Below are 18,322 nucleotides of genomic sequence, written 5' to 3' on the forward strand. Positions count from 1 at the left end.
CCGGCGCTCGCCGTGGCTCGTCAAAGCGGCGGCTGCAGCACGCTCGCGTCGGTGTGGATCAGCTCCAGCGGCGCGCGCCGCCCTGCCAGATAGTCCTCGATGGACTGCAGCACCAGCGGGCTGCGGTGGCGCGCGCGGCAGCTGCGCAGTTCGTCGGGCGTGAGCCACACGGCGCGCACGATGCCGTCGTCGAGCGTGCGCCAGGCGTGGTGCGCGCCCACGTTGCCCGCGAAGGTGAAGCGCAGGTAGGTGATGTCGTCGCCCGTGCGCGTGCGCCTGAAGCGGTTCAGGTACACGCCCACCAGGGCCATGGGCTCGAAGTCGTAGGCGGTTTCCTCGAGCACCTCGCGCACGCAGGCATCGACGGGCGATTCGCCCGGATCCAGGTGGCCCGCGGGGTTGTTCAGCCGCAGCCCATCCGCCGTGTTCTCCTCTACGAACAGAAAACGCCCCTCGCGCTCGACGATGGCGGCCACGGTGACGTTGGGTTTCCAGCGGTTTGGCATGGCGGCGATTATCGCCAGCGCGTCTGACAGTTTTCTTGCCTGCTGCGCCGGATCAAGCGATGCCCGGCCCGGGACGGCGCCCTGCAGGGATGACGCCTGGGCACCGCGGCACTCGCGGTGTTCGCGCTCGCGTGGCTGGTTGCGCTGTTTACCGACGAATGTTGAGGCGCATATTTTTGTCTAAATACAAATACATTTCTCTGGTACATTTATTATGGATACCAGACCACGATTGCGCTACCGGCCTCAAGCCCCATGGAAGGCCTCGGCCGGTTCGCCATGGAGCGCTGCATGACCCCCGAAGAGCTCGTTCAGCAGAATTGGAAGCGCCGCGACCTGCCCGGCTTCATGGGCCGGGCGGGGCCGCTGTGGACGCGGCGGGAGGGCGATGCATGGGCCTACGCTGTCCTCGCGGACGAAGCGCACCTCAACCCCGCCGGCGTGGTGCACGGGGGCGCGCTGCTCACCCTGCTGGACCACGCCATCAGCAGCGTGGCCTGGGAGGCCTGCGGCCGCCTGCCCTGCCTGACGCTGCAGCTGGACACGCATTTCATCGGCCCGGTGCGCGCGGGCCAGCTGGCACAGGCACGCGCGCAGGTGGTGCGGCGCACCGGCACGCTGGTTTTCATGCAGGGCGAGGTCTCCGTGGATGGGCGCACCGCCCTCGCCGCGCAGGCCCTCATGAGGGTCGTGCGCACGCCGCGGGGCGACGCGCCATGACGGATGGCGCCCACGCTCTAAGATCGGCGCTGTCTCGCCGCCCTGCGCCATGACGGCTGCCTCCGCAAGCTGGCTGGGGCCCTTGGGACGGCTCAACCCGCGAAGCTCCGCCATGCCAGCAAAGAAACAGGCCACCGCCTCCGACAAGAAAAAACCGGCCGCGCGCACGGTGCGCGTGCGCCCCGTGCCCGCCGTCAGCCGCTCCATCGCCATCCTGCGCCTGCTGGGCCGCGTCGGCCAGCCCCTGGGCGTGAAGGCCATCGCCGACGAACTGGCCCTGGTGCCCAGCACCTGCCTGCACATCCTGCGCGTGCTGGTGGCCGAGGAGCTGGTCACCTGGGACCCGGCCACCAAGCGCTACGCGCTGGGCAACGGCATGATCAGCCTGGCGCGCAGCGTGCTGGACCGCAGCGGCTTTCCGCAGCTGATCCAGCCCGCGCTGGACCGCCTTGCGGGGCGTTTCGGCGTCACGGCCATGGGGGTCGAGATAACGTCCAAGGGCTCCGTAGTGGTGCTGGCGCTGTCCCACTCGAACCAGCCGTTTCGCGTGCACACGGACGTGGGCAGCCGCTTCGACACCCTGGTCAGCGCCACGGGCCGGCTCATCGCGGCGCATGGCGGCGAGAGCTGGACGGACCTGCGCAAGAAGTTCTCGCAGATCCATTGGGACAAGGCGCCGCGCTTCGATGTCTGGAAGAAGGAAGTGGAGCTGGCCCGCACGCAGGGCTTCAGCGTCGATCGGGACAACTTCATGGCCGGCCTGACGGTGGTCGCGGTGCCCGTCTTCACCTCGGACGGGCGGTTCGCCTACACCGTGGTGGTCGTGGGGCTGAGCAGCCAGCTCACGACCGTGGCCACCGATCTGCTGGCGCAGGAGATGATGCGCGAGGCCCGGGAGGTATCCGGCCTGCTGGTGGAAGGCATCTGATGTGCAGAGGGCCCGTATCGGGTCCCTGTTTTCTCAGTCCGCGCGGATGCCCGCCGCCTGGATCAGCGGCCCCCACTTCCTGCGCTCGGCGCGCGCGAACTCGGCGAGCTGCGCCGGCGTGCCGCCCGCAGGCTCGAAACCGAGGTCGAGCAGCTTCTGGCGCGTCTCGGGCCGCGCCAGTGCCTTGTTGAGCGACGCGTTCAGGGCCGCGATCACGGCGGCCGGCGTGCCCTTCGGGGCGTACAACGCGTTCCAGGCGATCACCTCGAAGCCGTCGATGCCCTGCTCAGCGATCGGCTTGACGCCCGGGACCAGGCCGCTGGGCTTGGCCGACGTGACGCCGATGGCCTTCACCTTCCCCGAGGCCAGGTGCGGGCGCAGGGCCGTGGGCGTGTCCACGATCACGGACAGCTGGCCGCCCAGCACGTCGGTCATCGCGTTGCCCGAGCCCTTGTAGGGCACGCCGAATAGTGCCGCACCGGTACGTTCCTTGAGCAGTTCGACCACCAGGCGCGCGGTCGTGCTCGGCATGGCGACGTCAGCCGACCTGGGGTTGCGCCTGACCGCCTCCAGCAGATCGTTCGCGGAGGCGAAGGGCGCCCCGCCGTTGGCGGCCAGGACCATGGGGAAGGTGCCCACCAGGCCGATGGGCTCGAAGTCCTTCTCCGCGTCGAACGGCACCTTGGAGTAGAGGAACTGGTTGAGCACGTGGGTGGCGTTGGTCCCCATGGTGAGCGTGTAGCCGTCGCCCGGCGCCCGCGCGGCGGCTTCGGTGCCGAGGTTGCCGCCGGCCCCGGGGCGGTTGTCGATGACCAGCGCCTGGCCGAGGTCCCTGGCCATCAGGTCGGCGATGTAGCGGGTCGCGATGTCCGTCCCCTGCCCCGCCGCATAGGCGACCACGACCCGGATGGGCTTGTCGGGATAGGCGGCATGTGGGCCTTGGGCATGGGCCTCGGGCGCTCCCGCGAGGAAGCAGGCTGCGGCCGCGAGCAGGAATGCAGATTTGCGCATGATTTTGTCTCCTTGTAGCTATCTTCAACAAACAGGTCCCTATGCCGCCGCGGGCATGGGTGCCGCGCCGCTGGCATGCAATGCCTGGCGCTGCGGCGCCGCGAATCCCAGCTCCTCCAGCACCTCGTCGGCGTGCTGGGCGAAGGCGGGGGGCGGGCTTCCCGGCGCCCCGGGCGTTCCAGCCAGCCACATGGGCGCGCGCAGGCCGGTGTAGTTGCCCGCGCGCACGACCATGGCCCGGTGCGCGCAATGCGGGTGCGTCAGCGCCTGCGGCACGGAAAGCACGGGACCAGCCGGCACGCCGGCACGCATCAGGGCATCGCACAGCGGGCCGCAGTCGAGGCGGGCGATGGCCGCCTCGATGGCCCCGCGCAATGCCTCGCGGTGCGCGAGGCGCGCGGTGTTGGACGCGAAGCGCTCGTCCTCCACCAGGCCCTGCAGACCGACGTGGCCGCAGAAGCGCCTGAACTGCCCGTCGTTGAGGATGCCGATGAACAGCTCGCCGTCGCGCGCGCGGAACTTGTCGTAGGGCGCGATGTTGGGGTGGGCGCTGCCCAGCAGCCCGGGGCTTTTCTGCGAGGCGAACCAGTTCGACGCATGCGGCAGCAGCAGGCTGAGCGCCGTGTCGTACAGCGTGGCCTCCACGCGCTGCCCCTGGCCGCTGTGCCCGCGTGCCAGCAGCGCCATGAGGATCGCCGACAGCGCCACGTAGCCGGTGAGGTGGTCCACCACCGGGATGCCCACGCGGGTCGCGCCCGTGGCGGCGTCGCCGTTGATGCTCATCACCCCGCACAGTGCCTGCAGCACGGCGTCGTAGCCGGGCAGGCCGCCCAGCGGCCCGTCGGCGCCGAAGCCGGTCACGCTGCAGTACACGAGGCGCGGGTAGGCAGCGGCCAGCGCCTGCTCGTAGCCCAGGCCCCAGCGCTCCATGGTGCCGGGCAGGAAGTTCTCGATGAGCACGTCGGCGCCCTCCAGCAGCCGGTGCAGCACCTGCTGCCCGCCGGGCGTGGACAGGTCCAGGCTGATGGAGCGCTTGCCCCGGTTGAGGGCCGAGAAGTAGGCCGCGTGGCCGTCCAGGTCGAACGGAGGGCCGAGCTGGCGGGTCTCGTCCCCGCCGGGCGGCTCCACCTTGACGACCTGCGCGCCATGGTCGGCCAGCATCTGGGTGCACAGCGGGCCCGCGAGCACGCGGGTCAGGTCCACCACTTTCAGGCCATGCAGCGCAGCGCCCATGGCCGTCAGCCCCGCGAGGGCAGGATGACCACGCCGCCGCCGACCACGGAGAGCTCGCCGTCCTGGTTGCGCGCCTCCTGCTCGATCTCGACCATGTGCCGGCCGTTCTCCACGAACTTGCGCTTGACGCGGCCCTTGATGAACAGCATGTCACCCTCGGGGTTGTGGCGGCGGATCTTGCAGCTGGCCTTGTGCAGGAAGCCCGTGTCGCCCATCCAGTTGGTCAGGTGGTGCGTGAGCCACGAGGTGCGCTCGGGGCCATAGTCGTAGGCGCCGGGCGCGCCGACTTCGAGCGCGAAGTCTTCCTCCCAGTGCACGCGCTCGGGGCAGTCCGGGATGCCGAAGCGGTTCTTGATGCCCACGCCCGGGTGCTGGTCGATGAGCTTCCACGCGAGCTTGTTGGCGCGGATGTACAGGCCCCCCCAGCCCTGGGCATAGGCGATGAAGCCGGTCACCGTCATCGGGCCCTTGAACATGGTGGGCAGTTCCTCGCCCTCCTGCACGTCCTCCCAGTAGCGCGGCGTGGCGCCGCGGATTTCCTCGTTGCGGTAGAGCTGGTAGGCCTCGCCCAGTTCCTCGTCGGTGTAGCGGCGCGGTTCGCGCGCGCGCACCTCCTGGTACTTGGTGCCCTGCTCGCGCGCGTGGTCGCGCTCGGTGCGGAAGCACCAGCTGTCGGCCTCGGCCACCTTGTCGCCGGTCTGGTTGAAGAAGTCCACGTGGTAGATCTGCTGCACGGCGCGGCCGGCGAAGCGGGTCTGGTGTTCGATCAGGTCCTTGAGGTGCGCCTCGGTGTGGATGGCGTCGTTGCGGCGGATGGGCTTGTGCCAGGTCCAGTCCGCGCCCGACCACATGGCGTGCACGCCCGGCAGGCCGCCCACGTAGCCCGAGACGATGCGGCTGGTGGCGAACAGGAAGCTCGGCAGCGCCACGATGCCGCCGTAGTGCGTCTGGGCCGCGTAGTCCGGGTCGCACCACAGCGGGTTGTCGTCGCCGATGCCGTGGGCGTAGTGGCGGATGTTGTCGCGCGTGGCCTCGTAGCACCAGGGCTCGACGGTGTTGCCGATCTTCTGGCCGATGCGCTCGCGCAGTTCGTCGAGGCCGCTTTCCGTGATCTTGGGGAAGCTGCGGGTGGTTGTGGACATGCTTGTCTCCTGTGGTGATGAACGGTTGTGAAAGGGAAACGGTCAGTGCGCGGCAGTCGCGGCGGCGGCTTCGCGCTCGCGCAGCACCTTGCGGTGCACCTTGCCGGCGGGGGTCTTGGGCAGCTCGAGCACGAAGGCCACGTGGCGCGGGTATTCGTGCTGGCTGAGCTTGGAGCGCACCAGCTCCTGTATCTCTTGCACGAACGGCTCGCCGGGCGCGCGGTCGGTGACGACGAAGGCCTTGACGACCTGGCCGCGCACCTCGTCGGGCACACCGATGGCGGCGGCCTCGAGCACGTCGGGGTGCAGCAGGATGGCGTTCTCGATCTCCACCGCGCTCATGGTCCAGCCGGCGGAGATGATCACGTCGTCGGCGCGGCCCGCGTGGTAGTAGTAGCCGTCCTCGTCCACGCGGCCCAGGTCCTTGGTCGGTATCCACTCGCCCTTGCGCAGCACCATGAGTTGGCCCGTGGCGCCGGGCGGGCAGGGGCGGCCCTCAGCGTCGTGCACCTCGATGCGCGTGCCCGGCACGGGCTTGCCGAGCGAGCCGCGCTTGACGGGGAAGTCGGGCGCGCCGGGGTAGCTCGCCAGCACCACGCCGATCTCGGTGGTGCCGTACATGCTGCACACCTCCAGGCCGAAGGTCCGGCGCACGAAGTCGGCCGTGTCGTCGTCGATGGGCTCGCCGGTGAACGAGAGCTTGTCGAAGCAATAGGCGTAGTCGCCCGCCTTGCCGCAGTTCTTCATCATGCGGTAGTGCGTGGCGGCGGCCGACATGTTGGTGAAGCGGTGCCTTGACAGCGCCTGCAGCAGCCGCTCGGGATGAAAGCGCCCGCTGTACGCGCCCACCGTGAGCCCCATGCCCAGCGGCGCCAGCGTGCCGTGCCACAGGCCGTGCCCCCATGCGGGCGACGAGGGGCAGAAGAACCGGTCGCCCGGCCGCAGGCCCGTGCCGTACAGCGCGGCCACCGTGAGCGTGACCAGCGCCCGGTGCGTGTGCTTCACGGCATCGGGCAGCTCGCGCGTCGTGCCCGAGGTGTACTGGAACACCGCTAGGTCGTCGGCGCGCGTCTGCACCGCGTAGCGCGGGGGCAGCCCCCGCAGGCCGGCGTGGAACGCGTCGTCGTAGACGAGCGCCGGCACCTGCGTCGCCGAGACGGCGACCGGCATCTTCTGCGCGTTGGTGACGATCAGCGCGGGCTGGCAGTCATGGACGCGCAGGCGGATGCCGTCGGGCCCGAACAGCGTGAACAGCGGCACGGCGATGGCGCCGCGCTTGATGACGCCGAACATCGCCGTGTAGAAGGCGCGCGACGGGTCGAGCATGATCGCCACGCGCTGCCCGCGCTGTATGCCGCGCTGCTCCAGGTAGTGCGCGAAGCGCGACGAATCCTCGGCCAGCTCGCGGTAGGTGATGACCTCGTCGGCGCCGTCCGCGTGGGCCACGATCAGCGCGTCGCGGCCGCTGTCCGCGTGCCGGTCCACGCACTCGTGGGCGATGTTGAGGCGCTCGCGGTCGCCATCGAAAAGCTCCCAGAGTTTCTCGGCCGAGAAATGCGCCTGGGCGTCCGCATAGCTCTGGTAATCGGTGAGTCGGGGCATGGGGTGCGTGTCTCCTTTGAGGTGCACCCAGTTTCTGGATCCGGCGAGTTATTGTCAAATACAACTTCTATTTGTACATAGACAAATAAAATTCAGCCAAAAGCATGCCTTGCCCGCCCCTGGAGGGGTATCGCTAATTCAAGGGAAATATGGCTCCAGCGCTTATCAGGCAATCGCATGAAGCTACATTTTCAGTAGCATCGCGTCATGAATGGAGAGGCACGGCCGCCGCGCCCCGCATGGGCATCAGCCCTTGGGCAGCGTCGGCACGCGCACGAAGTCTTCGAGCGACAGGCCGCGCTCGGCCAGCAGCGACTCGATGGCCGGGCGCAGCTGGCCCAGGCTTTCCTCCACGGCCTCGCGCACCGTGTCCACCACCACCTGGGTGCTGCGCTCGATCTCGATGTTGAGCGCGTCGCCCACGCGCTTGTCCTCGAACACCGTGGCGCGGCGCGTCTCGGGGATCAGCCAGACCTCGAACCAGCCCTCGGCGCGGTTCACCTCGGCCACCGTGAGGCTGGCGCCGTGGATGGCGATGTAGCCCTTGGCGAAGACGTAGCGGCGGAACGGCCCGGGCACCGACACGCGCCACACGAGGTTGTTCTCCAGCTCGCGCCGCTCGGCCAGCGTGCCGGTGAAGTCGATGTGGCCCGAGAGCGGGTGGCCGCCGATCTCGGCCCCGTCCCTGGCAGCGCGCTCCACGTTCACGCGCGCGCCCACGGCATAGCCGCCCAGCGTGGTGATGTTCAGGCTTTGCAGCATCACGTCGAAGGTGGCGCGCGTGGGCGAGAGGATCTCGGTCACCGTCAGGCACACGCCATCGACGGCCACGCTCGCGCCGATGGCCAGGTCCTGGCAGAAGCCTTCGGGGAAGTCGATGGTGAAGGTGCGCAGGCCTGCGCGGTCCTCGATCGCGGCGATGGCGGCGGTGGCCTGGACGATGCCTGTGAACATGGCTGCTGGCTGGAGGTGGTGCGAAAGCCTGGGATTGTGCCAGCAGGGGTCTTCGGCAGGCCCGCCCAGCGCCATCCATGCGGCCGCGCGGGTTTACGATGGCGCACCGTTCAAACAGAGGAGACGACGCATGGCTTTGCACACCTGGCTGCTGTACCTGGTGGCGGCGCTCGGCCTGTCGCTCACCCCGGGGCCCAACAGCCTGCTGGCGCTGACCCACGGCGCCTTGCACGGCCACCGCCGCGCGCTCTACACCATCGCCGGCGGGGCGCTGGGGTTCGCCTGCGTGATCGCGCTGTCCATGGTGGGCATCGGGGCGTTGCTGCAGGCCTCGGCCCATGCGCTGCTGGTGCTCAAGTGGGTGGGCGGGGCGTACCTGGTGTGGCTGGGGGTGCAGCTGTGGCGCGCGCCGCCGCTGCGGCTGGAGGCGTCCGCGGACGCGGCCCGCGCCTCGCACCGCGGCATGATGTTCCGCCAGGGCCTGCTGGCGGCGGTGTCCAACCCCAAGGCGCTGCTGTTCTACGGCGCCTTCCTGCCCCAGTTCATCGACCCGCAGCGCAGCCTGTGGTGGCAGTTCGCCATCATGGCGGGCACGTTTTGCGCGATCGAGTGCCTGTTGGAATACCTGCTGGCCCGGATGGCGCACCGCATCCGCCCGGCCCTGCAGCGCTTCGGCAAGCGGTTCAACCGCGTCTGCGGCGGCGCCTTTGCAGTCATGGGCGCGTCGCTGCCGCTGACGCGCTGACCCTACAGAGCCTGTTCAAAGTCTTTTCATGGAGCCCGTTGCCTCGCTTGGGGCTCGGCTGCAAGGCGCAAACCGCAGCTGGGCTGGTGGCCCAGCGAGGATTTGCAACGCCGCAGACGGGCTTCAAGCGAGGCAACCCTTCGGGCATGGCAGCAAACCGCCACGCTCGTCGTTGCCCCCCTTGCCCAGGCCGCCAGCATGGGCTGCGGCAGGCGCCTGGATCGTGGCGGTTTGCTGCCATGCGGGCTCCATGAAAAGACTTTGAACAGGCTCTCAGGCCACCACCGGCAGGCACAGCCGCAGGCGCGCGCCGCCCAGGGGCGACTGCCCGGCCTGCACGCTGCCGCCATAGGTGTCGGCCAGGGCCCGCACGATGTCCAGGCCCAGGCCGGAGCCGGGGCGCCGTTCGTCGAGCTGCACGCCGCGCTCGAACATGCGCTCGCGCTCGGCCTCGGGGATGCCGGGGCCGTCGTCGTCCACCGTGAAGCACAGCTGGCCCCCTTCGCGCCGCACGTCCACCACGACGCGTGAACGCGCCCATTTGCCGGCGTTGTCGATCAGGTTGCCCAGCAGCTCGTACAGGTCCTGCGGCTCGCCGCGGAACGCCGCGTCCTGCGCGCCCTGGGCGAGCTTGAACGTCAGGCCGCGCCCGGCATGCAGGCGCTGCATGGTGCGCAGCAGCGCCCGCACGGGCTCCAGCACCGGCGTGGCCAGGCCGGTGGCGCGCACGGCGGCGGCGGCGCGCGCACGCGCCAGGTGGTAGTCGACCTGGCGGCGCGCGGCGTCCACCTGTTCGCGCACCAGCGCGCCCAATGGGCCCGGCTCCTGGGCGGCGGCGTTGGCCAGCACGGACAGCGGCGTGTGCACCGCATGCGCCAGGTTGCCGGCCTGGGTGCGGGCGCGCTGCACCATGTCGGCGTTCTCGGCCAGCACGCGGTTGAACTCGGTCACCAGCGGCTGCAGCTCCTGCGGGAACGGCCCCTGCAGCTGCGCGGCGGCGCCGCCGCGCACGGCGGCCAGCCGCTGGCGCAGCAGCTGCAGGGGGCGCAGCGCGAGCTGCAGCTGCAGCACCACGGCCAGCGCCAGGCCGGCGGCCAGCACGCCCAGGGCGATGAGCAGCATGCGGGTGAAGCCCTGCAGCGGCTCGGCCAGCAGGGCCTGGTCGCCCGCCACCACCAGGCGCAGGGGCGGGGCGGCATCGTCGGGCAGCTGCAGCGTGCGCGCCACGGCCAGCAGCCGGTGGCCCTGGGCGTCGTGCAGCGAGAGCACGCGGTAGCCCCGGGCGGGGTAGCCCTCGGGCGCGGGCGGCAGGGCCAGCGTCTGGTCCCACAGCGAGCGCGAGCGCGCCACGGCCGCACGCGGCTCGTCGCCCAGGCGGTCGATCTGCCAGTACAGGCCCGACAGCGGCTGCTTCAGACGCGAGTCTTCCGCCGTGGGGGACACGACGAGCTGTCCGTCCGCCCCCCAGTCCACCACGGCGCTGAGCTGGTCCAGCTGCAGCACCAGCTGCGCCTGCAGCTGCTGCGTGATGTGGTCCAGGAACAGGGTGCGCAGCCCCCAGCCGGCGGCGGCGATGCTGAACAGCACCCAGGCCAGCGTGCCGGCCAGCAGGCGCAGGCGCAGGGAACGTGTTGATGGTCTTTTCATGGTGCCCGTTGCCCCGCAAAGGCAGTGGATGCAAGGCGCCCACCGCAAGCCGCACTGATGTGCGGCGAGGATGGGCAACGCCGCAGACGCTGCCTTTGCGGGGCAACCCTTCGGGCAAGGCAGCAAAAAGCCGCACTCGTCGTTGCGCACCTTGCCCAGGCCGCCAGCATGGCCCGCGGCGCGCGCCTAGATTGCGGCTTTTTGCTGCCTTGCGGGCACCATGAAAAGACCATCAACACGTTCCGTCGCCCTTCATGCGCCGCCGTCCACGTCCACCAGCCGGTAGCCCAGGCCGCGCACGGTTTCTATGCAGCCCTCGGGCAGCTTCTTGCGCAGGCGGCCCACGAAGACCTCGATGGTGTTGGAGTCGCGCTCGCTGTCCTGCGGGTAGATGTGCTCGGCCAGCTCGGTGCGCGACAGCACCTCGCCCTTGCGCTGCATGAGCAGCGACAGCAGCTTGAACTCATGGCTGGTGAGCGTGAGCGGCCGGCCATCGACCAGCACGCGCATCTGGCGCGTGTCCAGCCAGATCGGGCCGCACTGCCACTGCGCGCTGGCGTGCTCGCCCACGCGGCGCAACAGGGCGCGCAGGCGCGCCAGCAGTTCCTCCATGTGGAAGGGCTTGGCCAGGTAGTCGTCGGCGCCCGCGTCCATGCCGGCCACCTTGTCCTGCCAGCTGCCGCGCGCCGTGAGGATGAGCACCGGCATGTTGCGCCCGGCGGCGCGCCAGCGGCGCAGCACCGACAGGCCGTCGAGCTGGGGCAGGCCCAGGTCGAGCACCACGGCGTCGAAGCTCTCCACGTCGCCCAGGTAATGGGCCTGCACGCCGTCGCCGGCGGACTCCACCGTGTGGCCGGCGCCGGCGATGGCCTGCACGAGCTGCGCGCACAGGGTGGGTTCGTCCTCCACGACCAGGATCCGCATCAATGGTCTCCCTTGCGCTTGATCTTCAGCACGCGGCCATCGACCGCGTCCACCTTGAGCTTGGCCATGCGTCCGTCCTTTTGCAGCAGGCGGATTTCGTAGACGTAGCGCCCGTCGTCGCGCTCGAACTCGATCTTGAGCACCTGGCCCTGGTATTCGCGCTCGACCTTGTCCAGCACCTGGCGCAGCGGCAGCACCTGGCCCTGCTGCAGCGCCTCGCGGGCCAGTTCGTGGTCGCGCTCGTCGGCATGCAGCGTGCCACCGGCGCCCAGGGTGCCGAGGACGAGTGCGAGCAGTGTGGCGGTACGGCGGTACATGGCCCTACCTTATACGCACCGCGCGATGAACCGCCGATGAATGCCGCCTTCAGCAAGGGTTCAGGGTGATTTTTCGAGAATTCCCGGCAGGCCAGGCACCGTGCCGGGCCATCCACCAAGGAGTCATCGCCATGCCACAGAACATCCGCCGCTTCCTCGCCGCCCTCGCCGCCGGCACCGCCGTGACCTGGGGCATCGCCCAGGCACAGGCCCCGGCCACGCCGGCGGCACGGGCCCCCGCGGCCGCCACCGCTCCCACGGCGGCGCAACTGACCATCCGCGACGTCTACGACCGCGTGGAGGCCGCCGGCTACCGCGACATCCGCGAGATCGAATGGGACCACGGCCGCTACGAAGTCAAGGCCAGCAACGCCCAGGGCGAACGCGTGAAGCTGTACGTGAACGCCACCACCGGCGCCGTGGAGAGCACCCGCACCCGCCGCTGAGGCACCACCCCATCCACCACGAGGAGAACGTCATGCGCATCAAAGCGGTCCTGGGCACCTGGCTGCTGGTCATCGGCCTGGCATGGATGGCGGTGGCCGGGCTGGGCGTGCAGCCGCTGGTCGATGCCCAGGGCGTCGCCTCGGGATGGTGGCGGCTGCGCCAGCATGCCCTGTACCTCACGGGGCTGTGGAGCATCGGCCTGATGGCCCTGGCCATGGTGCTGGCGCTGCGCCTGCCCTGGCTGGAGCGCCCGCTGGGCGGCATGGACCAGGTCTACCGCCTGCACAAGTGGGCGGGCATCGGCGCGGCCGTCACGGCCATCGCGCACTGGGGCGCCAAGGAATCGAGTGGCTGGATCAAGGCCCTGTGGGGCCGCGCCGGCAAGCCCGGGCACGACGCCGTGCTGCCCTGGCTCACCGACGCGCGCGGCTTCGCCAAGGACCTGGGCGAATGGGCCTTCTACCTGCTGCTGGCCATGGTGGCCGTCACGCTGCTGACCCGGCTGCTGTCCTACCGGCCCTGGCGCCTGCTGCACCGCGCCATGCCCATCCTTTTTCTGGCACTGGCGCTGCATACGGCGGCCCTGATACCGCTGGCCTTCTGGGCACTGCCGCTGGGCCTGCTCATGGGCACGCTGCTGGCGCTGGGCAGCCTGGCGGCCCTCTGGTCGCTGGCGGGCCGGATCGGCCGCGCGCGCAGCCACCAGGGGCGCATCCATGCCGTGCGCGCGCTCGGCGACGGCGGCCCGCTCGCACCCGTCGAGGTGGTCTGCGCCCTGCCCGCCAGCTGGCCGGGCCACCGCGCGGGGCAGTTCGCCTTCGTGCGCTTCAACCGCGCCGAGGGGCAGCACCCCTTCACCATCGCCAGCGCGCCCGGCAGCCTGGGCACGAGCGAGGCGGGCGAGCCGCTGCTGCGCCTGGTGATCAAGCCGCTGGGCGACTACACCCGCACCCTGGGACAGCTCCTGCGCGCGGGCCAGCGCGTGGACATCGAAGGCCCCTACGGCCGCTTCGACGGCCGGGGCCGCCGGCGGCGCCGGCAGATATGGGTGGCGGGCGGCGTGGGCGTGACGCCCTTCCTGGCGCTGCTGGAGGCGCGCCAGCCGGGCGCGGCCCCCGCGCTCGCCCATGCGCAGCCCGTGCACATGCACTACTGCACCCGCGACGCGGCGCGCGACCCGCTGCTGCCGCGCCTGCGCCAGCTGTGCGCGCAGGCCCAGCCGCCCGTGCAGCTGAGCGTGCACGACGACGCGCGCGGCCAGCGTCTCACGCCCCGGGCCCTGGAGGCCACGGCCGGGCCGCTGGACATCTGGTTCTGCGGCCCGCAGGGCCTGGGCGAGCTGCTCGCCGCGCACGCCGGCGGCGCGCGACCCTGGCGGCTGCACCGTGAATCGTTCGCCATGCGTTGACCCCGTGCAACAGGCCGAGGCCGGAAACGCAGTTATGTTTTGGACTGCGAAGCCGCATGCCCCCATTGGAGAGACCATGAAACCGCTCGACAACCGCTACCACCCCCTGCTGATCGGTGTGCACTGGGTGACCCTGGCGCTGCTGATCGCCGTCTATGCGCTGATCGAGCTGCGCGGGATCTATCCCAAGGGCAGCGCGGCCCACGACCTGATGAAAACATGGCACTTCACGCTGGGCCTGGCCGTGCTCGCCCTCGTCCTGGTCCGCCTGCCGCTGCGCCTGGCCTGGCGCGCGCCACCGATCACGCCTGCGCCACCCGCCTGGCAGCATCGCCTGGCGACGGCCATGCACGTGGCGCTGTACGGGCTGCTGCTGGTGCTGCCAGTGCTGGGCTGGCTCACGCTCTCCGCCAAGGGCAAGACGATCCCATTCTTCGCGCTGCAACTGCCGCCCCTGATCGGCGCGGACAAGGCGCTGGGCAAAAACCTGGAGCAGATCCACGGCTTCATCGGCGACATCGGCTTCCTGCTGATCGGCTTGCACGCCGGCGCCGCGCTGTACCACCACCACCTGGTGCGCGACGACACGCTGCGGCGCATGTGGCCTTCGCGCCCGGCGGCGCGGCGCTAGCGCCTTCGCCCAACGACCTGGTTCCGCTTGCAAAGAAAGGGCTCGACCATGAAATCCCTCATCCCCTGCCTGTTCGCCCTGTCCCTGGGCACCACGGCCTCCCCGGTGCTGGCCGACGACGATTGCGATGCCCCCGTCGGGCGCTGGCAGCCACGCGATGCCGTGCTGCAGCACGCGGCGCGCCAGGGCTGGCAGGTGCAGCGCCTGAAGATCGACGACGGCTGCTACGAGATCCGCGGCCAGGATGCCCAGGGGCGCGCCTTCAAGGCCCGGCTCGACCCCGAGACGCTGCGCGTGCTCAAGATGAAACGGCGCGACCACGAGCGCCGCCGCGAGCGCGGCCAGACCGAATAACCCTCCCGTACCGGAGATTCCGCATGTCCACCAAACCCCTGCTGACCACCATCGCCGCCGCCTGCGCGCTCGCCCTGCCCGCCCTGGGCCAGGCGCGCCAGGTCACCCTGACCACCCAGCTCAAGAACTACGGCGGCGACGGCGCCTACCTCGCCGTCTACCTCACCGACGCCAAGGGCACCTACGCCGGCACGCTGTGGGTGGCTGGCGGCAAGGCCAAGTACTACAAGCATCTGTCGGACTGGAACCGCCTGTCCGCCGGCGACGCCAGGCGCCTGAACGGCGTGACCGGCGCCAGCGTGGGCGCGGGGCGCACGCTGAAGGTGACGGCCGACCTGGCCGACGCGCTGATCGACGCCGGCTACGAGATCCGCGTCGATGCCGCCGCGGAGGACATGCGCGACAGCCCCGGCGAGATCCGCCTGCCCCTGACCACGCAGAACGCCGGCAAGCCCCAGCCGGGCAGGCAGTACATCCAGTCGCTGACCTACCAGCTGCAATGACCATGGGCTGGAAATCCGTCCACCGCTGGCTCGGCCTGACCCTGGGCGCCCTGACCATGGTCCTGGGCCTGTCGGGCGCGCTGCTGGCCATCGACCCGGTGCAGCAGGCCTGGCAGGCCCCGGCCGCCGCGCCCGGCCTGCCCGTGGCCACGCTGGCACAGCGGGTGCAGGCCGGCATGCCGGGCGTGGAGGAGATCCGCCGCCTTCCGTCAGGCGCCATCGCCGCCTTCGGTTTTTCCGGCGAGCAGGCGCAGGCGATGTTCGTCGATCCGGCCGACGGACAGCTGCTCGGCCCGTACCAGCCGTCGGGCATGCCGCGCTGGGTCAAGAACCTGCACCGCGCCCTGCTGCTGGGCGACGCCGGGCGCTGGGGCGCGGCGGGCGCGGCGCTGGCCATGGCGCTGCTGTCGGTCTCTGGCCTGGTGCTGCTGCTGCGCCGCATGGGCGGCTGGCGGCAGCTGGCGGGCCGGGTGCGCGGCACGCTGGCGCAGCGCCTGCACGTGCTCGCGGGCCGGGTGGTGCTGGCGGTGCTGTGCCTGTCATCGGTGACGGCGCTGTACATGAGCGCGTCCACGCTGGGGCTGGTGGCGCTCGAGTCCGAGGCCGAGCCCGAGGTGGCGTCCACCGCCGCCGACGGCGCCGCCCCGCTGTCCCCCGAACGGATTCCGCTGCTGCAGGACCTGCGCGTGGGCGACCTGCGCAGGCTCAACCTGCCCGACGCCACCGACCCCGAGGACGCCTGGAGCGTCACCACGCGCCAGGGCCAGGGCTGGATGGACCGCTACAGCGGCCAGACCCTGGCCTGGCAGGACGCGACGGCCGCCCGGCGCATCGACGACTGGGCGCGCGTGCTGCACACGGGCGAGAGCGCCTGGCCCTGGGCCGTGGCGCTGGGCCTGTCGGGCCTGAGCGTGCTGCTGTTCTGGGCCACCGGCGTGCTGATCTGGTGGCAGGAGCGGCAGGGCGCGGTGCGCATCGCGGACAACGGCCCGCCGCAGCAAGCCGACGTGCTGATCTTCGTCGCCAGCGAGGGCGGCAGCACCTGGGGCTTTGCCCAGGCACTGCACGGCGCGCTGGTGCGGGCCGGCCATCGCGTGCACAGCACGGGCCTGGAGCATTTCCAGACCACGCCCGCCACCCGGCAGGTGTTCATCCTGGCCGCCACCTACGGCGAGGGCCAGCCCCCCACGCACGCGCGCCATGCCCTGCAGCGCATCGCCGCGCAGGCCGCAGGCGCCGTGCCGGTGACGGTGCTGGGCTTCGGCGACCGGCAGTACCCTGCCTTCTGCGCCTTCGCCCAGGCCATGGAGCAGGCGCTGCGCGCCCAGGGCTGGCCCGCGCTGCTGCCGCTGGAGTGCATACACCAGCAGTCCAGCCAGCAGTTCGCCCGCTGGGGCGATGCGCTGGCGCAGGCGCTGGGCGAGCCGCTCGCGGTCGACTACCGGCCGCGCCTGCCGCCCACCACGGCGCTCACGCTGGTGTCGCGGCGCGACTACCCCGGGCAGGACGGCCGCCCCACGGCCATCCTGCGCTTCTCCTGGCCGCGGCCGCCATGGCACGAGCGCCTGCGCGGGCTCGGCCTGGCGCGCTTCGCGGCGGGCGACCTGGTGGGCATCGTGGCGCCGGGCAGCGCCGTGCCGCGCTACTACTCGCTGGCCTCCGGCAGCGCGGACGGCTTCCTCGAGATCTGCGTGCGCCAGTGGCCCGGCGGCCTGTGCTCCACGCACCTGCTGGGCCTGCGGCCGGGCGACACCGCCCAGGCCTTCATCCGCGGCAACCCGGGCTTTGCCCTGCAGGGCCGGCCGCGCAGCGTGCTGCTGATCGGCGCGGGCACGGGCGTGGCCCCGCTGGCGGGCTTCATCCGGGGCAACGGCGGCCGCACGGCCATGCACCTGTACTTCGGCGCGCGCGATCCGGCGCGCGACTATTACTTCGAGCCCGAGATCCAGCGCTGGCTCGGCGAGCGGCGCCTGGCCAGCGTGCGGACCGCCTTCTCGCGCGTTCCCGGGGGCGGCTACGTGCAGGACGCGCTGCGCCGCGACCGCGAGCGCCTGCGCGCGCTGCTGGCCGGCGGTGCCGTCGTGCGCGTGTGCGGCAGCCGCCCCATGGCGCAGGCCGTGGCGCAGGTGCTGGACGACATCCTGGGCACGCTGGGCCTGAGCGTGCGCGAGCTCAAGGCCAGGGGGCGCTATGCCGAAGACCTGTTCTGAGCCCGGCGCGCCCCTTGCGCGCCTGCAGCTGCACGGCCCCACCATGGGCACGCGCTGGTCGGTCGGCTGCGACGCGCCCGCGGGGATGGACCGCCGGGCGCTGCATGCCGCCCTGCAGGCCGCCGTGGCGCAGGTGGACGCGCAGATGTCGCCCTACCAGCCGGACAGCGACCTGCTGCGCCTGAACCGCGCACCCGCCGGCGCCTGGACCGACCTGCCCGCCGAAATGCTGCAGGTGCTCGCCCGCGCGCTGGAAGCCTGCCGCCTGAGCGGTGGCGCCTTCGACCCCGCCGTGGGCGCGCTCGTCGATGCCTGGGGCTTTGGCGCCGCGCGCGATGCGCCCGACGCGCAGGCCATCCACGCCGCCCGGGCCGCCCATGCCGCGCCCCGCCCGCCGACGCACCAGGCGCTGGAGCTGGACCTGCCCGCGGGCCGCGCGCGCAAGCACGCCCCGCTGCAGCTCGACCTGTGCGGCATCGCCAAGGGCTACGCGGTGGACCGCATGTGCGACGTGCTGCAGCGGCACGGCGTGCGCCACGCGTTGGCGGCGCTCGACGGCGAGCTGCGCGCCCTAGGCCCCCAGGCCGGCGGCCGCCCCTGGGCCGTGGCGCTGGAGAGCCCCCTGGAGGGCCGCCGCAGCGCGCAGGGCGTGATCGAACTGCAGGACCTGGCCGTCGCCACCTCGGGCGACTACCGGCGCTTCGTGCGGGTGGGCCAGGCGCGCCTGGCGCACAGCATGGACGGGCGCCGCGGCGCGCCGGTGAACAACGGCGTGGCCTGCGTCACCGTGCTCGCCCCGAGCTGCATGGACGCCGACGCCTGGGCCACGGCGCTGCTGGTGGCCGGCCCCGGCGAAGGCCTGGCCCTGGCGCAGCGCCTGGGGCTGGAGGCGCTGTGGCTGCTGCGCCGCGGCGGCGCGCTGGTGCAGCTGGGGCTGGGGCGGTTCGGCGGCGCGTGAACGGCGGATGAACCCGGCATTCAGCACCGGTTCACCGCCCCCGGCGCAGACTGCAGCCACAGTCGATCGCGACTGCAATCCA

Annotated in this window: 19 protein-coding genes; 10 read left to right on the forward strand and 9 right to left on the reverse strand. The window is 71.5% G+C overall.

The annotated features are described in order from the left end of the window. Positions 1 to 20: 20 nt before the first annotated feature. Complete coding sequence (locus tag ACX12L_RS05170) at positions 21 to 506, reverse strand: NUDIX hydrolase (protein WP_459261614.1); 486 nt, start codon at positions 504 to 506, stop codon at positions 21 to 23. 291 nt (positions 507 to 797) lie between these two features. Here ACX12L_RS05170 and ACX12L_RS05175 point away from each other — a divergent pair, with 291 nt between their 5' ends. Further along, entirely contained in the window at positions 798 to 1,226 is a 429-nt protein-coding gene (locus tag ACX12L_RS05175; RefSeq protein ID WP_459261615.1) for a PaaI family thioesterase, read from the forward strand. A 49-nt stretch (positions 1,227 to 1,275) separates the two neighbouring features. Beyond that, positions 1,276 to 2,154: an IclR family transcriptional regulator gene (locus tag ACX12L_RS05180; RefSeq protein ID WP_459261616.1), complete on the forward strand. Its 879-nt coding sequence runs from the start codon at positions 1,276 to 1,278 to the stop codon at positions 2,152 to 2,154. 33 nt (positions 2,155 to 2,187) lie between these two features. Here ACX12L_RS05180 and ACX12L_RS05185 read toward each other — a convergent pair whose 3' ends face one another. The 5 genes from ACX12L_RS05185 to ACX12L_RS05205 all read right to left on the reverse strand — a co-directional run bounded on the left by ACX12L_RS05185 (position 2,188) and on the right by ACX12L_RS05205 (position 8,096). After that, entirely contained in the window at positions 2,188 to 3,165 is a 978-nt protein-coding gene (locus ACX12L_RS05185; protein WP_459261617.1) for a Bug family tripartite tricarboxylate transporter substrate binding protein, read from the reverse strand. A 39-nt stretch (positions 3,166 to 3,204) separates the two neighbouring features. Further along, the gene (locus ACX12L_RS05190; protein WP_459261618.1) at positions 3,205 to 4,398 is read right to left on the reverse strand and encodes a CaiB/BaiF CoA transferase family protein; all 1,194 of its coding nucleotides are present in this window, start codon (positions 4,396 to 4,398) and stop codon (positions 3,205 to 3,207) included. A gap of 5 nt (positions 4,399 to 4,403) precedes the next feature. Further along, the gene (locus tag ACX12L_RS05195) at positions 4,404 to 5,540 is read right to left on the reverse strand and encodes an FAS1-like dehydratase domain-containing protein (protein ID WP_459261619.1); all 1,137 of its coding nucleotides are present in this window, start codon (positions 5,538 to 5,540) and stop codon (positions 4,404 to 4,406) included. A gap of 42 nt (positions 5,541 to 5,582) precedes the next feature. Beyond that, a complete protein-coding gene (locus ACX12L_RS05200; RefSeq protein ID WP_459261620.1) occupies positions 5,583 to 7,142 on the reverse strand; it encodes an acyl-CoA synthetase in 1,560 nt (519 codons plus the stop codon). Between the two features lie 246 nt (positions 7,143 to 7,388). Then, complete coding sequence (locus ACX12L_RS05205) at positions 7,389 to 8,096, reverse strand: riboflavin synthase subunit alpha (protein WP_459261621.1); 708 nt, start codon at positions 8,094 to 8,096, stop codon at positions 7,389 to 7,391. 130 nt (positions 8,097 to 8,226) lie between these two features. Between ACX12L_RS05205 and ACX12L_RS05210 the strand changes: the two genes are divergently transcribed. Next, complete coding sequence (locus tag ACX12L_RS05210; RefSeq protein WP_459261622.1) at positions 8,227 to 8,841, forward strand: LysE family translocator; 615 nt, start codon at positions 8,227 to 8,229, stop codon at positions 8,839 to 8,841. A gap of 273 nt (positions 8,842 to 9,114) precedes the next feature. Here the strand turns inward: ACX12L_RS05210 and ACX12L_RS05215 are convergent, their stop codons facing one another. The 3 genes from ACX12L_RS05215 to ACX12L_RS05225 all read right to left on the reverse strand — a co-directional run bounded on the left by ACX12L_RS05215 (position 9,115) and on the right by ACX12L_RS05225 (position 11,729). Continuing rightward, positions 9,115 to 10,488, reverse strand: a complete 1,374-nt coding sequence (locus ACX12L_RS05215) for an ATP-binding protein (protein WP_459261623.1) — start codon at positions 10,486 to 10,488, stop codon at positions 9,115 to 9,117. Between the two features lie 252 nt (positions 10,489 to 10,740). Beyond that, positions 10,741 to 11,412 carry a response regulator transcription factor gene (locus tag ACX12L_RS05220; protein ID WP_459261624.1) on the reverse strand — a complete coding sequence of 224 codons (672 nt, stop codon included), beginning with the start codon at positions 11,410 to 11,412 and terminating at the stop codon, positions 10,741 to 10,743. Further along, on the reverse strand, positions 11,412 to 11,729 hold the full coding sequence (locus ACX12L_RS05225; RefSeq protein ID WP_459261625.1) for a PepSY domain-containing protein: 318 nt from the start codon (positions 11,727 to 11,729) through the stop codon (positions 11,412 to 11,414). The genes ACX12L_RS05220 and ACX12L_RS05225 overlap by 1 nt, the downstream gene beginning before the upstream one ends. A 131-nt stretch (positions 11,730 to 11,860) precedes the next feature. On the opposite strand from ACX12L_RS05225, the gene ACX12L_RS05230 reads away from it, so the two are divergent. The 7 genes from ACX12L_RS05230 to ACX12L_RS05260 all read left to right on the forward strand — a co-directional run bounded on the left by ACX12L_RS05230 (position 11,861) and on the right by ACX12L_RS05260 (position 18,240). After that, the gene (locus ACX12L_RS05230) at positions 11,861 to 12,175 is read left to right on the forward strand and encodes a PepSY domain-containing protein (protein WP_459261626.1); all 315 of its coding nucleotides are present in this window, start codon (positions 11,861 to 11,863) and stop codon (positions 12,173 to 12,175) included. Between the two features lie 32 nt (positions 12,176 to 12,207). Beyond that, positions 12,208 to 13,584 (forward strand): ferredoxin reductase family protein, encoded by a 1,377-nt coding sequence (locus ACX12L_RS05235; protein WP_459261627.1) that lies wholly within the window; start codon positions 12,208 to 12,210, stop codon positions 13,582 to 13,584. A 76-nt stretch (positions 13,585 to 13,660) separates the two neighbouring features. Then, positions 13,661 to 14,215, forward strand: a complete 555-nt coding sequence (locus ACX12L_RS05240; protein ID WP_459261628.1) for a cytochrome b — start codon at positions 13,661 to 13,663, stop codon at positions 14,213 to 14,215. Between the two features lie 48 nt (positions 14,216 to 14,263). Beyond that, the gene (locus ACX12L_RS05245) at positions 14,264 to 14,569 is read left to right on the forward strand and encodes a PepSY domain-containing protein (RefSeq protein WP_459261629.1); all 306 of its coding nucleotides are present in this window, start codon (positions 14,264 to 14,266) and stop codon (positions 14,567 to 14,569) included. A 23-nt stretch (positions 14,570 to 14,592) separates the two neighbouring features. Next, complete coding sequence (locus ACX12L_RS05250) at positions 14,593 to 15,072, forward strand: DUF2271 domain-containing protein (RefSeq protein ID WP_459261630.1); 480 nt, start codon at positions 14,593 to 14,595, stop codon at positions 15,070 to 15,072. Between the two features lie 2 nt (positions 15,073 to 15,074). After that, on the forward strand, positions 15,075 to 17,282 hold the full coding sequence (locus ACX12L_RS05255; RefSeq protein WP_459261631.1) for a PepSY domain-containing protein: 2,208 nt from the start codon (positions 15,075 to 15,077) through the stop codon (positions 17,280 to 17,282). After that, the gene (locus ACX12L_RS05260; protein WP_459261632.1) at positions 17,263 to 18,240 is read left to right on the forward strand and encodes an FAD:protein FMN transferase; all 978 of its coding nucleotides are present in this window, start codon (positions 17,263 to 17,265) and stop codon (positions 18,238 to 18,240) included. The genes ACX12L_RS05255 and ACX12L_RS05260 overlap by 20 nt, the downstream gene beginning before the upstream one ends. Positions 18,241 to 18,322: the final 82 nt, after the last annotated feature.

The sequence above is a fragment of the Alicycliphilus sp. T452 genome (assembly GCF_054512775.1).